The organism is Streptomonospora sp. PA3 (assembly GCF_009728995.1).
GTDB lineage: Bacteria > Actinomycetota > Actinomycetes > Streptosporangiales > Streptosporangiaceae > Streptomonospora.
Genome location: NZ_VTZW01000003.1, coordinates 237,471 through 251,020 on the forward strand (window position 1 = coordinate 237,471; position 13,550 = coordinate 251,020).

Consider the following 13,550-nt stretch of genomic DNA (forward strand, 5'->3'; position numbering starts at 1 on the left):
GGCCCGCGCGGATCGGTCCGGGTGCCCGCCGGTTGCCCACCCGACGAGGGGCGGTGACGGCGGTGGGGGTCCGGGCCGGCGGTGACCGGTTGCTGGAGGCGGATGGCGGGTCGCCCGACGGGGGCGGCGACGGCGGCGGTGGGTTGGGCCCGCGTGGATCGGTTCGGGTGCCCGCCGGTTGAGCGTGCGACGAGGGGCAGCGAGGACGGCGGGGGTCCGGGTCGGCGATCACCGGCTGGTGTGGGCGGGTGGCGGATCACCCGACGAGGCGGCGACGACGGCGCGAAGGGCTCGGGCCGCGGGATCGGTCCGGGTGGGCGCCGGTGGCCCGCGCGACGGGCGGCGCGCCCGGGTGGCGTTCCGGTGCGCCCCATCCACGGATACACCCGGACCGGAACCCCGAATGCCCGATTTAATTTAACTCGCTCCGGCCCCGGTCGCGTCGAGGGTGTCGGTGGGGCCACGCTCGGCGCCGAAAGTGACCCTGGCGACACCCTCGACGCGGAACCCGGACACAGAAACCCGACATTCGGCACCTTCGAGGCGGCGGCGGGGCGACGAGACGCGCCGCGCGATCGCCGGGGCGGGCTCCGGCCGCGCGGAGGGCCGTCCGCGGCGTCGAATCCTCCCGCGATGTCCGGTATGCGGGGGCGCCGGGATGGCCCGCAGGGCCCGGATCGGCGATGATCATGGCGTTTGGAGCGGAATCGGCGCCTGAAGCGCTCCAAACGCGCACCTCGTGGCGCCCCGGCCGCCTCCACCCCCTGCCACAGCCGGGCATTCCGGGTAAACCACCCCGGATTCCTTCCGCATCCCGGAAGATCCGGGGTTGCGGTGCGCCGCGCAGCCCCACCGCGCGCCATCGGCGGGCATCGTCGACCCGCGCGAGGCGATATGCCCGAAAAGTCCCCGCCCAGATCGTGTGCAAGAACGGGAGGGACCGCTTTCCAGGAACCCACCGGGCACCCCGTGGGACGGCCGCCACCGGGGCTGCGGCAATGGGTGCGCCCCGCGAAGCGCGATCACAGCTTGCCGCCGAGCGCACGCAGCCCGTCCCAGGTGGAACCGCACCACCGGTGGCGGGCCTCCGAAACACAGGTGCACCGCCGCTCGGCGGCAAGCTGGCGCACCGTGCTTCGCGCAACCCAGCCCCATTGCCGCAACCTCCTGTGGTGACCGACTCCTTGGACACAACGTAGGCGGCCCCCACCACCGACCTCGCCGCCGCGTCGGGCGGCCCGCCGTCCGCCGCCGGCAACCGGTGATCGTTCGGCCCAGCCCCTACCGCCTCGCCGCCCCGTCGGGTGATCGGCCATACGCCGACCTCAACCGGTGACCGCCGACCCCAACCCCGCGCCGCCGTCGCCGCCCCCGTCGGGCGCGCAACCGGCGAGCACCCGGACCGATTCCCGCGAGCTGAGCCACCCGCGGCCCTCGCCGCCCCGTCGGGTGATCGGCCATACGCCGACCTCAACCGGTGACCGCCGACCCCAACCCCCGCCGCCCTCGCCGCCCCGTCGCAAGCCCAACCGGCGGGCACCCGGACCGATCCGCGCAGGCTGAGCCACCCGCGGCCCTTGCCGCCCCGTCGGGTGATCGGCCATTCGCTGCCAGCAACCGATGATCGCCCAGCCCGGCCATCCGCCAGCCGTCGCCGCCCCCGTCGCTCACCGTCACCGGCGGGCACCCGGACCGATCCGCGCGAGCCGAGCCACCCGCATCCGTCACCGCCCCGCCGGGCGACCCGCCATCCGCCTCCAGCAACCGGTGATCGTCCAGACCGGCTACCCACCGCCCTCGTCGCCCCCGGTACCGTACCGACCGCCACCGGTACCCACCGCCACCGGGACCGACCCGCACGGGCCCCTCGGTGGCGCGCCCGCCGCCGCTCATGGCCGCGTGCCGGCGACCGCGCCGTACTCGCCGACGGCGATCGCCGCCGTGGCGGCCAGGGCGGCGCTGCCCGGGCGGTAGTACTGCGTGTGTCCGCTGATGTGCCCCGGAGCGAATCGGACGGCGCCGAAGGCGGGGTCCATGGGGTCGGCGCCCAGGCCCAGCGGCCCCAGGCGCAGGCTGGGCACCCAGCGGATCCAGTCGTCGGGCGCGCGCGTGGCCCAGACCCGGGCGCGGATCGCCTCGGCGTCGGCCACGCCCATGCCCGGGCTGGCCAGCGCGACGACGTCCTCGGCCACCCCCGCGCGGGCGGCCGCCAGCCCGCACACGGCCGTGCCGTAGCTGTGGCAGGCGAGGGTCACCCGCGCGCCGGAGGGCAGCACTTCCCGCGCGAACCGCGCGAGCGCGTCCGCGCCGCGGCGGGCCCGCGCGATTCCGGCGAGGTCCGCGCTGTAGCCCTGGGGCGGCAGGTAGCCCAGCCACACCACCACCGCGGAGGGGACCTCGGGCGCGCGCTCGCGCATCTCCGCCTGCAGCGCGCGGCCGTTGGCCAGCGGCACAGCGCCCGGGTGGGCGCCGCTCGCGCGGAAGTTGCCCCGGTGCTGCCCCGATCCGGGGACGACGACGGCGATGTGCTCGGCGCCGTCGAGGTCGCCCAGCACCTCCACCACGCGCCCGGAGCCCCAGGGGTCGTCGGCCAGCAGCCGGTGCCCGTCCACGGTGGCCTCGGCGTAGTGCAGCGGCGCAGGCGGCCGCGCCTGCGTCCCGGCCTCGGGGCGTCCGACGCATGCCGCACCGACGACCGCCAGCAGCGCGCCCAGGAACAGAACCCGCAATCCTCGCGTCATGGGGCATGACGCTAGAAACCGGCGCTTCGAGATCGCGTCGCCGCGCAGAGCGAATCCGCCCCTGCCCCCTGCGGGGGATGCCGAGCGGTATCGGGGCCCGGGCGGCCAGGGAGTTCAGTGGGCGGGCGGCGGTACGGAGGCGGGTCGGCGGTAGGGGGAGCCTCAGACCAGCCCGTTCTCGTAGGCGAAGACGACGGCCTGGGTGCGGTCGCGCAGGGAGAGCTTGGTGAGGATGCGGCCGACGTGGGTCTTCACGGTCTGCTCGGCCAGGAACAGCTCCTCGGCGATCTCGCAGTTGGACAGTCCGCGGGCGATCTGGCGCAGCACGTCGACCTCCCGCGGCGTCAGCACTTCGACGCTCTCGGGCCGCGCGTGGATGCGCTCCCGGCGCCGCGCGGCGATGTCGGCGATCAGCCGCCGGGTCACCGAGGGCGCCAGCAGCGCCTCGCCCTCGGCCACCACCCGCACCGCGCTGCGCAGGTCCTCCACCGGCGCGTCCTTGAGCAGGAAGCCACTGGCGCCCGCGCCGAGGGCCTCGTAGACGTATTCGTCGAGGTCGAAGGTCGTCAACATCAGCACCCGCGGGCCGCCCCCGCCGGGCTCGCCCACGATCTCGCGGGTGGCGGCGAGCCCGTTCATGGCGGGCATGCGCACGTCCATCACGACCACGTCGGGGCGGTGCTCGCGGGCCAGCGACACCGCCTCGCGGCCGTCGGCGGCCTGGGCGACGACCGAGATGTCCTCGGCGGCGTCGAGCAGGGTGGCGATCCCGTCGCGGACCATGGCCTGGTCGTCGGCGACGAGCACGGTGATGGGCACGGCGACCAGCTTAGTCGGCGGCCGGGCCGGCGGCGTCGGCGGGAAGCTCGGCCACGACGCGGAATCCGCCCTCGGGCGTGCGCTCGGCCTGCAGCGCGCCGCCGAGCATGGCCACGCGTTCGCGCATGCCCACCAGCCCGTGGCCGCCGGAGTCGACCGCGGTCGCCGGGGGCCGCGCCGCCGCGGCGCCGCCTTCCCCGGATGCGGGCGGCGGGCCGTTCTCGACGCGGATCGTCAGCGCCGCGGCCGTGCGCGCAAGCGCGACGGCGACCGGCGCCCCCGGCGCGTGGCGCCCCGCGTTGCTCACCGATTCCTGCACGATCCGGTACGCCGACACCTCCACCGCGTCGGGCAGGCCGCGCGCGGCGGCGCGCGCGGCCTGGGCGCCGCCTTCCAGGGTGATGTCCATGGCCGCCCGCCGGGCGCTCTCGATCAGGTCGGGCAGCGTCTCCAGGCCCGGCTGCGGCGCCTCGTCGGGCACCTCGCCCTCCTCGCGCAGCAGTCCCACCACGCGCCGCATCTCCGCGAGCGCGTCGCGGGCGGCGTCGCGGATGGTCGTGAAGGTGGCGGCGGGGCCGGTGTCCAGGTCCGCGAACTTGTACGGGGCGGCGTCGGCCTGGATGGCGATCATCGACATGTGGTGGGAGACCACGTCGTGCAGCTCGCGGGCGATGCGCGAGCGCTCCTCCAGCACGGCCTGGCGGGCGCGGTCCCGGCGGCGCAGGGCGGTCTCCTGGGCCAGCCGCCGCTGCGCGGCGCGCCGGCTGCGGACGTTGTAGCCCAGCAGCAGCACGGCCGCGGCGACGGCGGCGATCCAGGCCGTCTGGCCGGGGTGTGTGCCGACCAGCAGGGAGGCGGCGGCGATGTCGGCGGCGACGGTGACCAGCCCGACGCCGAGCGCGATCCGACCCGGGTAGTTCACCGCCACCGCGTACAACACCACCGGCAGGGCCAGCAGCGCCGCCACCGGCCACGGCCACAGCTCGTAGGGCGCTGCGCCGGCCGCTCCCGCGGGGACCGGCGGGGCGCCCAGGCCGATGGCGGCCAGCACGGCGAACAGCCCCGCCGCCGTCATCCGCCACGTCAGCAGCGGGGCGACCGGCAGCAGGGCGAACGGCAGGCCCACCGCGAAACCCAGCACGATCGCGAGCACCGGGTCCAACCGGTGGAACTGGGCAAGCTGCACGGCGACGAGGGCGGAGAGCCCGCCGCTGACCCCGAGCAGCAGGAACCACGCGGTCACCTCGCGGGGCTGCACGGGGGGAAGGCCGCCGCCGTCCCTCCCGGCTCCCTCCTGCGCGCTGTCGTCGGGGACCTCGTCGTCTCGCGGCAGCAGCATCCACAGCAGCAGGTAGACGAGGAGGCCCAGTGGAAAGGAGAACAGGGGGAAGACCACGCGCAGGGTGATGGTCATGGGCTGGGAGCCGCGCGCCAATCCGGCGCAGACCCCCGCGACGATCCGGCCCTCCGCGGGGCGGGACGGACCGTGGAACAGCCGAACCGGGCCCTGGGGGCGCCCGCCGGGGCTGCGCCACAGCGCGTCCCGCACGGAACCCAGGACCCACGCCGGGCCCGGCGGCCGGCCGCGTCCGCTGTCCTGCGCACCCTGCGGATCGGAACCTTCCTCGCCGGACCCGCTCGGCCGCGTGCCGCCGAAGCCTGCACTCGGCGCCGCGGCGGGGACGGGGGCCGCGGACTCCGTCCGGTCGGCGGTACCGGCGACCCCGGCCGGCGCGGACGCGGTCGCGGACACGGCCGGAGCGCCGGGAGCGGCCTGCGCGGCTCCGTCCGGTCCGCCTGCGCAGACCGCGCACCGCAAGCGGGCCGCATCGGCCCGGCGCATCCGCACGTTGTCCCCGATCAGCAGGACCGCTGCCGCCGCGACCGCCGACCACACGCCTGCCGGCGCGGCGCCGGCGAGCATCCCGGCCGCGACCACGACCGCCGCTGTGCAGGCGCCGACCGCGGCGGCGACCGGCCGCGCGTACTGGGCGCCCGCGAGGTACAGCACGAGCAGGTAGGCCGCTGCGGCGGCGGCCGGAACCGGCACGCCGGGAAGCGCCTCCGCCGCCTCCGGCCGTGGGGTGACCGGCAGCGCCGTGACGAGCAGCGCCGCCGTCATCCACCGCCAGGCCAGCAGCACCGAGGTCCGCAGCGCCAGGAGCGGCGCGCCCAGTGCCAGGCCGAGGACGGAGGAGGCCAAGCCGCCCGGTCCCGAGGCGCTCAGCTGCGCCGCGCTCGCAGTGGCCGTGACCAGGGCCGCCGCGGCGAGGAAGAGGCTCCCGTCGAACCGCTCGCGCCCCGCGGCCCCGGGGCGCTCGGCCAGCCGCACCAGCCACAGCAGGGGGTAGGCCAGCGAGGGGGCGACCAGTGCCGCGAAGCGCCGCCGCACCCGCTGGGCCGAGCGCCCGCGGCGTGCGGCGATCCCGGCGCAGACCCCGCCGAGGACCGGGGGAGCGGCGGAGGTGCCGGTGTCGTCGGCGGGCAGCCACCGCGGCACGCCGCTCGGCCGCCGCCACAGCGCGTCGGCCGCGGCGGAGGCCCCAGCCGCGGCCGGACCACGCCCGCGCTCCGCCGCGCCCGCATCCGGGCGGCGCCGCGTCCCGCCGCCGGCCGATCGTTCTTCGCCCGCCATCTCCCGCTCACCGTTCCACCCGCCGCACAGAGCCGCCCCCGGGCGCAGCCCACCGCCAGCCTAGGCCGCACGACCGCGCCCGCGGCATACCTCGGAGGTGCCGCACCGCCGTGGCTCTCAGGTAGGGGAGGGCGGCCATCGCCCGGTAGCAGCGTCGGGACGGCCGCGCCCCGGAGCGCCACTGCCGGGACCGCCGGAACCGCCCCCGCGATCCGTGCCGGGGCGGGCATAGGCTTTGCCTAGCGGCGATCGGCCGCGGGACCGGCGACGAACAGGAAAGGAAGCGGTCGGGAATGGATGTGCGCGGCTACGTCGAGAGGCATCGGGGCGAGTTCGTCGCCGCACTCAAGGAGTGGGTCGCGATCCCGTCCGTCTCGGCCGATCCCGGGCACCACGGCGACGTGCGGCGCTCCGCCGAGTGGCTGCGCGACCACCTCGCGGCCACCGGGTTCCCCACCGCCGAGATCTGGGAGACCGACGGCATGCCCGCCGTCTTCGCCGAGTGGCCGGCCGCCGACCCCGGCGCCCCGGTGGTTCTCGTCTACGGGCACCACGACGTGCAGCCGGCCCGCGCGGCCGACGGGTGGCACACCGACCCGTTCGTGCCCGAGGAGCGCGGGGACCGGCTGATCGGCCGCGGCGCCTCCGACGACAAGGGGCAGGTGCTCTTCCACGCCCTGGGCGTGCGGGCCCTGCTGGAGACCGCGGGGGCGAGCGCGCCGCCGGTCACCGTGCGGATGCTCGTCGAGGGTGAGGAGGAGTCGGGCTCGCCGCACTTCCCCGACCTGCTCCGACGCCACCGCGACCGCCTGGCCTGCGACGCCGTGGTGATCTCCGACACCACCATGTGGTCGGCCGACGTGCCCTCGATGTGCGTGGGCATGCGCGGCCTGACCGACTGCGAGATCAGCGTCTTCGGCCCGGAGACCGATGTGCACAGCGGCTCCTTCGGCGGCGCGGTCCCCAACCCCGCTCGCGCCATGGCCGACCTGCTCGCCGGGCTGCACGACGAACGCGGCCGCGTCGCGGTACCCGGCTTCTACGACGACGCGGCCGCTGTCAGCGACGAAGAGCGGGCGCTCATCGCCAAGCTCCCCTTCGACGAGGCCGCGTGGCTGCGCACCGCCGGCAGTCCGGCCGCCGCCGGCGAGGCGGGCTACAGCACCCTCGAGCGCATCTGGGTGCGGCCCACCGCCGAGATCAACGGGATGTGGAGCGGGCACACCGGCGCGGGAACCAAGACGATCGTGCCGCGCTCCGCCCACGCCAAGGTCAGCTTCCGGCTGGTGCCCGGCCAGGAGCCCGCCCGCGTGCAGCAGGGCGTGCGCGCGTTCGTCGCCGAGCGGGTGCCCGAGGGCCTGCGCGCCGAGGTGGAGTTCGGCGGGCCGGGCGTGCGCGCCTGCGCCTCCGACCTGTCCTCGCCGGTGCTCCGGGCGGCGCGCGCGGCGATGGAACAGGCGTTCGGTACCGAGGTGCTGTTCACCCGCGAGGGCGGCAGCGGCCCCGAGGCCGACATCGCCGATATCCTCGGTGCGCCGCTGGTCTTCCTCGCCGTCGGACTCGACGAGGACCGCATCCACGCCCCCGACGAGAAGGTCGAGATCCCGCTGCTGCTCAAAGGCGCCGAAAGCGCCGCCTACCTGTGGGAGCGGCTGGGCCGGCAGGCGCCGCAGGCGGGGTAGCGGCCTCCGCGGTGTGCGGCGGGCCGTTCGCGGCGGCGCGGCGGCGCCCGTCCCGCCGCCTCCCTACCATGAGAAGGGCCGATGCTTTCCTCAGACGAGACCCCAGCGCTCTCCCGCGGCACGATCGACCCGGTCGGCCACCGGCGCGGCGACCAGGCGTGGCTGGAGAAGGCCTGGGCCGACCCGGACACCCGCGTCGTGGTGCTCCAGGACGCCGACCCGGCCGCCGAAGGGTGGCGCGCGCGGCTGGACCGCCGCTCGCGCGCCCTGGTCGCCGCGGACGACAGCGGCCCCCGGCTGGTGTTCTCCCCGCCCGCGCAGGCGCCCGAGGGGGAGCGGTTCCTGCTCGGCGTCGACGACTCCGGCCGCGCGTACTTCGGCGTCCTTGCCGCGGAAGCCGAGCCGCCGCCCGCCGCGCCCGGCGCCGAGCCGGCCTCCCTGCGCGAGGTCGGGGCCCTGCTGGGCGACCGCGACTCCGGCCTGTTCACGCGCGCGGTCGCACTGGCCCACTGGAACGCCACCCACCGCTTCTGCCCGGCCTGCGGCGCCCCCGCCCGCTCGGCCGGCGCGGGCCACCTGCGGGTGTGCACCCGCGAGGGTACGGAGCACTACCCGCGGACCGATCCCGCGGTGATCATGCTCGTGCACCGCGAGTCCGGCGGGGTCCAGGAGTGCCTGCTGGGCCACAACCCGCGCTGGCCGCAGGGCCGCTACTCCGTGCTCGCCGGCTTCGTGGAGCCGGGCGAGTCGCTGGAGCAGGCCGTGGTGCGCGAAGTGGCAGAGGAGGTCGGCGTGGCCGTGGCCGACCCGGTGTACCAGGGCTCGCAGCCCTGGCCGTTCCCGCGCAGCCTGATGCTGGGCTACACCGCCCGCGCCGTCGGCCCCGCCAAGCGCACCGACGACCAGGAGATCTCGGACTCCCGCTGGTTCTCCCGCCCGGCGCTGCGGGAGGCGGTGGAGTCGGGCGAGGTGCTTCTGCCGGGTTCGGTCTCCATCGCCCGCAAGCTCATCGAGCACTGGTACGGCGGCCGCCTGCCGGGGGAGTGGTAGGCGCGGGCCGGGCGCCGGGGTCGGGGGCGCGGACGGGCGGGCTCGGGTGCGGGTGTCAGCCGCCGCGGCGCGGCGACGCCTGCGCGGCGGCGCCCTCGGCGGCGAGTTCGCCCGGAAGGGCGGTCAGGGGGTTGGTGCAGCTCGACACCACTTCGCGCGCCATGTCGGCGACCTTGCGGCCGCGCGAGCGCGAGGCCGAGCGCAGCAGCTCGAAGGCCTTGCGGGGCGCCACGCTGTGGCGTTCGGACAGCACGCCGATGGCCTGCTCGGTGACGACGCGGGTGTGCAGGGCGTGCTCCAGCTGCGCGACGGTCAGCCGCAGCCGCGCCTGCTCGTCGTCCTGGTCGCTCGCCCGCGGGGGAGCGGGAGCGGAGGAGCGCGGCTGGTCCTCGGCCGCCAGCAGGTCGGCCAGCACCATGGCGTTGAGCAGATCGGGCAGCTCCTCGCCGTTGTGCACGCGCCATCCCGTGGCGGTCCGCTGGATCGCGCCTAAAACGGCGGCCTCCGCGGTCGCCGCCTCGGCAGCGCTGTTCGACGTCACGTCTTTCCCCATTTCCTCACTCCCCCGTGAAGGGCGCCGGCCGCCGTCCCCGCGGGGCGGCGGCCTGGCGTGCCGTACCGGTCGGTCACGAGACCGACGCCGCGATCTTCTCCTTGACCTGCGCCAGCGACGGGTTCGTCATCGCCGATCCGTCGGCGAAGACCACGGTCGGAACGGTCTGGTTGCCGCCGTTCACCCGCATGACGTACTCGGCGGCGCCGGGGTCCTGCTCGATGTTCACCTCGTCCACCCCGATGCCCTCGCGCGCCAGCTGGCTCTTCAACCGCTTGCAGAAGCCGCACCAGGGAGTGGTGTACATCGTGATCGAACCGCCGTCCTGGGTGGTCATCGCACCGTCTCCTTAGAACGTAGGGGCGGGTTCCGACAATCGGAGCCCGCGTGACGTAGACGCGTCATACCCAACGCCGCGTACCGCGCGGAGCTTCCCCGGCACCGCTTCGTGTCAGCTGGTGGGACGTGCGCCGGCAGACCCCGGTTCCGCGAAAAGTCGCCGCAGGCCCGGCCGCGATCGGCCGCGGCGCCGTCCACAGCCGGTCGGGTCGGCGTCGATCGCGCGCGCCGGGCGGGCGAGACTTGAGAGACTGAGCGGACGGATGTGATCGGCGCGGCCGGACGTGGCCGCTGAGACCCGAGCCGACGCGACCCGAACCCCACGGCCCGGCTCCGGCGCCCCGGCGCCGGACCCGAGCGGAATGGAGGCGCAAGCATGGACCCGGACCGCGTGCTGGAGGGGCTCGACCCCGAACAACTGGAGGCGGCGCGCGCCCTGCGCGGACCCGTGTGCATCCTGGCCGGAGCCGGCACCGGGAAGACCCGCGCCATCACGCACCGCATCGCCCACGCGGTCGCCGGCGGAGTCGTCACCGAGCAGCAGGTCCTGGCGGTGACCTTCACCACCCGCGCCGCCGGCGAGATGCGCGGCCGGCTGCGGTCGCTGGGCGCGCCCCGGGTCCAGGCGCGCACCTTCCACTCCGCGGCCGTGCGCCAGCTCTCCTACTTCTGGCCCCAGGCGATCGGCGGACCGATGCCCACGCTCATCGAGAGCAAGATCCAGGAGGTCGCCCGCGCCGCCCATGCCTGCGGCCTGCAGCTCGACCGTACCGGGCTGCGCGACCTCGCCGGAGAGATCGAGTGGTCCAAGGCCACCCAGGTGCGCCCGGCCGACTACGAGAAGTCCATCGCCAAGGCCGGCCGCACCGCCCCCATGCCCGTCCACGACGTCGCCCGCGTCTACGAGGCCTACGAGGAGCAGTGCCGCGACCGCAACCTGCTCGACTTCGAGTCGATGCTGGAGCTGACCGCGGCCATGATCGCCGACCACCCGCGCATCGCCGAGCGCGTCCGCGACCAGTACCGCTACTTCGTCGTCGACGAGTTCCAGGACGTCAACCCGCTGCAGAAGCTGCTGCTGGACGCCTGGCTGGGCGACCGCGACGACATCTGCGTGGTGGGCGACCCCAACCAGACCATCTACTCCTTCGCCGGAGCCACCCCCGGCTACCTCACCGGCTTCTCCGCCGCCTACCCCCACGCCACGGTCGTGCGCCTGGTCCGCGATTACCGGTCCACCCCGCAGGTGGTGCGCGTCGCCAACGGTGCGCTCAAGCACGCCCGCGGGCCGGCCGCCGAGCACCGGCTGGAACTCGTCGCCCAGCGCCCCGACGGCCCCGACCCCCTCTACACCGAGTACGACGACGAGCCCGCCGAGGCCACCTCCGTGGCCCGCAAGATCGGTGCGCTGATCGACGCCGGCACCCCCGCCCGCGAGATCGCGGTGCTGTTCCGCACCAACGCGCAGTCGGCGGCCTACGAGCAGGCCCTCTCCGACGCCGGCGTCGCCTACACCGTGCGCGGTGCCACCCGCTTCTTCGAGCGCCCCGAGATCAAACAGGCCGTCCACACCCTGCGCGGCGCGCGCCAGGGCGCCGGCTCCGACCCCCTCGTGCGGACCGTGCGGGACATCCTCGCCCCCCTCGGGCTGACCCCCGAGCCGCCCGAGGGCCGCCAGGCGCGCGAGCGGTGGGAGTCGCTGGCGGCGCTGGCCCAGCTCGCCGAGGACGTCGCCGCCGCGCGGCCCGGCGCCACCATGGAGGACTTCGCCGAGGAGCTCGACGCGCGGGTGGCCACCGAGCACGCCCCCGAGTACGAGGGGGTCACCCTGGCCTCCCTGCACTCGGCCAAGGGGCTCGAATGGGACGCGGTGTTCCTGGTGGGGCTCACCGAAGGGCTGATGCCCATCGTCTTCGCCGAGTCGCCCGACCAGATCGAGGAGGAGCGCAGGCTGTTCTACGTCGGCGTCACCCGCGCCCGCGAGCACCTGTCGCTGTCGTGGTCGCTGGCCCGCTCGCCCGGCGGCCGCAAGAGCCGTAAGCCCTCGCGCTTCCTCGACGGCCTGCGCCCGGCCTCGCCGTCGCTGGCGGGCCGCGACAACCGCAGGCAGGCGCGCCTGGTGCAGTGCCGGATCTGCGGGAACACCCTCACCGAGGCCGCCGAGCGCAAGCTCGCGCGCTGCCGGGACTGCCCGGCCGAATACGACGAGGAGCTGCTGGACCGGCTCAAGGCGTGGCGTCGCGGCGTGGCCGAGGAGCAGAAGATCCCGGCCTATGTCGTCTTCACCGACGCCACCCTGCAGGCCATCGCCGAACACGTGCCCGCCGACAAGACCCGGCTCTCCCGCATATCCGGCGTGGGTGCGGTCAAGCTGGAGCGCTACGGTGATGCGGTGCTGGCCCTGTGCGCAGGCGAGGAGCCCGCCGCCGACGATCGAGGAGGAGAGCCCCATGGGGGACGGACGCAGCAGCAGACCGGCTGACACCGCCGATCCGCCGGCCCGGTCCGACGCGCCCGAGGAGCCCGGCCGCTCGGCGCAGACGGTCGCCGGACTGCTCGACATCCTCGACCTCGAGCGCATCGAGGACAACATCTACCGCGGCCGCAGCCCCGACGGCGGTCCGCAGCGCGTCTTCGGCGGCCAGGTCGCCGGCCAGGCCCTGGTCGCCGCCGGCCGCACGGTCCCCGAGGAGCGCCGCGTGCACTCCCTGCACGCCTACTTCATCCGCCCGGGCGATCCCGCGGTGCCCATCGTCTACGACGTCGACCGGGTGCGCGACGGCCGCTCGTTCACCACCCGGCGCGTCACCGCGATCCAGCACGGCAAGGCGATCTTCACGCTCTCGGCGTCCTTCCACGCGGCCGAACCCGGCCTGGAGCACCGGGTGGCCATGCCCGAGGCGCCCGCACCCGAGGAACTGCCGACCATGCGCGACCGGCTGCACCGGGCCTTCGGCCGGGTGCCGCGCTTCGCCAGCTGGCACCCGATCGAACTGCGCCCGGTGGGCCCGCTGTCCTTCGAGGTCGAGCGCGACCCCAGCCTCAGCACCACCGACAACCTCGTCTGGCTGCGCGTGGGCGGCAACCTGCCCGACGACCCGATGCTGCACGTCTGCCTGATGACCTACGCCTCGGACATGACGCTGCTCGACACCGTGCTGCTGAGCCACGGGCGCTCGTTCTCCGGGATCTCCATGGCCAGCCTCGACCACGCCATGTGGTTCCACCGCCCCTTCCGCGCCGACGAATGGCTGCTCTACGCCCAGGAGACCCCCACCGCCGGCGGAGCACGCGGCCTGGCGCGCGGCCTGGTGTTCACCCGCGAAGGCGATCTGGTGTGCTCGGTGGTCCAGGAAGGGCTGCTGCGCCTGGTCGAGCCCGAGGGTTCCTAGGGGCGCGTTCAGCGGTTCGGCCCGCGGGCCTGCGGATTCGCCGCGGCCGGCGGGCGGGGCCGCCGCCGTAGCCGGATTCCAACGCCGTCCGCATGCGGGCCATTCCCCGCCGCCGCTGGCCGAGTTCGGCCGAAACCCCTGGTCAAAAATAGGTTGCCGGTTTTCGTTGCGCCACTCTAGTCTTGACTGCGTCAGCGCCCGCGCAGGCTGCGGACGAAAGTCCGCCGGCCCGACTGTGAAGGAGGTGTCCCATCTGATGATCGTGAATTTGCAGCCCGGTCAGTTCGCCGTGTCCGGCGAGCCCGTCGCGATGTCCTGGGACACCCTGCGCAGCGGCGC

General features: G+C 75.5%; 9 protein-coding genes. 4 read left to right on the forward strand and 5 right to left on the reverse strand.

All coding sequences use genetic code 11. From position 1 onward, the window contains the following. Window positions 1-1,889 precede the first annotated feature (1,889 nt). The 3 genes from FZ103_RS01470 to FZ103_RS01480 all read right to left on the reverse strand — a co-directional run bounded on the left by FZ103_RS01470 (window position 1,890) and on the right by FZ103_RS01480 (window position 6,060). The gene (locus FZ103_RS01470; RefSeq protein WP_155998176.1) at window positions 1,890-2,741 is read right to left on the reverse strand and encodes an alpha/beta hydrolase; all 852 of its coding nucleotides are present in this window, start codon (window positions 2,739-2,741) and stop codon (window positions 1,890-1,892) included. 162 nt (window positions 2,742-2,903) lie between these two features. Next, entirely contained in the window at window positions 2,904-3,560 is a 657-nt protein-coding gene (locus FZ103_RS01475) for a response regulator transcription factor (RefSeq protein ID WP_186355642.1), read from the reverse strand. Between the two features lie 10 nt (window positions 3,561-3,570). Continuing rightward, on the reverse strand, window positions 3,571-6,060 hold the full coding sequence (locus FZ103_RS01480; RefSeq protein ID WP_155998177.1) for an ATP-binding protein: 2,490 nt from the start codon (window positions 6,058-6,060) through the stop codon (window positions 3,571-3,573). A 428-nt stretch (window positions 6,061-6,488) separates the two neighbouring features. Between FZ103_RS01480 and FZ103_RS01485 the strand changes: the two genes are divergently transcribed. Continuing rightward, entirely contained in the window at window positions 6,489-7,877 is a 1,389-nt protein-coding gene (locus FZ103_RS01485) for a dipeptidase (RefSeq protein WP_155998178.1), read from the forward strand. Window positions 7,878-7,958: 81 nt separating this feature from the next. Further along, the gene (nudC, locus tag FZ103_RS01490; RefSeq protein WP_155998179.1) at window positions 7,959-8,927 is read left to right on the forward strand and encodes an NAD(+) diphosphatase; all 969 of its coding nucleotides are present in this window, start codon (window positions 7,959-7,961) and stop codon (window positions 8,925-8,927) included. Between the two features lie 55 nt (window positions 8,928-8,982). Here the strand turns inward: nudC and FZ103_RS01495 are convergent, their stop codons facing one another. Both FZ103_RS01495 and FZ103_RS01500 read right to left on the reverse strand, forming a co-directional pair. Then, complete coding sequence (locus tag FZ103_RS01495) at window positions 8,983-9,480, reverse strand: ANTAR domain-containing protein (RefSeq protein ID WP_155998180.1); 498 nt, start codon at window positions 9,478-9,480, stop codon at window positions 8,983-8,985. A 73-nt stretch (window positions 9,481-9,553) separates the two neighbouring features. Continuing rightward, a complete protein-coding gene (locus tag FZ103_RS01500; RefSeq protein WP_155998181.1) occupies window positions 9,554-9,817 on the reverse strand; it encodes a mycoredoxin in 264 nt (87 codons plus the stop codon). Between the two features lie 378 nt (window positions 9,818-10,195). On the opposite strand from FZ103_RS01500, the gene FZ103_RS01505 reads away from it, so the two are divergent. Both FZ103_RS01505 and tesB read left to right on the forward strand, forming a co-directional pair. Then, a complete protein-coding gene (locus FZ103_RS01505) occupies window positions 10,196-12,301 on the forward strand; it encodes an ATP-dependent DNA helicase UvrD2 (protein ID WP_155998182.1) in 2,106 nt (701 codons plus the stop codon). Continuing rightward, complete coding sequence (tesB, locus tag FZ103_RS01510; RefSeq protein WP_155998183.1) at window positions 12,270-13,211, forward strand: acyl-CoA thioesterase II; 942 nt, start codon at window positions 12,270-12,272, stop codon at window positions 13,209-13,211. Before FZ103_RS01505 ends, tesB begins: the two co-directional genes overlap by 32 nt. Window positions 13,212-13,550: the final 339 nt, after the last annotated feature.

Coding starts and splice junctions, on each gene's coding strand:
- FZ103_RS01470 (WP_155998176.1), bottom strand. CDS start 2,741: ATGACGCGAGGATTGCGGGTTCTGTTCCTGGGCGCGCTGCTGGCGGTC.
- FZ103_RS01485 (WP_155998178.1), top strand. CDS start 6,489: ATGGATGTGCGCGGCTACGTCGAGAGGCATCGGGGCGAGTTCGTCGCC.
- nudC (WP_155998179.1), top strand. CDS start 7,959: ATGCTTTCCTCAGACGAGACCCCAGCGCTCTCCCGCGGCACGATCGAC.
- FZ103_RS01495 (WP_155998180.1), bottom strand. CDS start 9,480: ATGGGGAAAGACGTGACGTCGAACAGCGCTGCCGAGGCGGCGACCGCG.
- FZ103_RS01500 (WP_155998181.1), bottom strand. CDS start 9,817: ATGACCACCCAGGACGGCGGTTCGATCACGATGTACACCACTCCCTGG.
- FZ103_RS01505 (WP_155998182.1), top strand. CDS start 10,196: ATGGACCCGGACCGCGTGCTGGAGGGGCTCGACCCCGAACAACTGGAG.
- tesB (WP_155998183.1), top strand. CDS start 12,270: ATGGGGGACGGACGCAGCAGCAGACCGGCTGACACCGCCGATCCGCCG.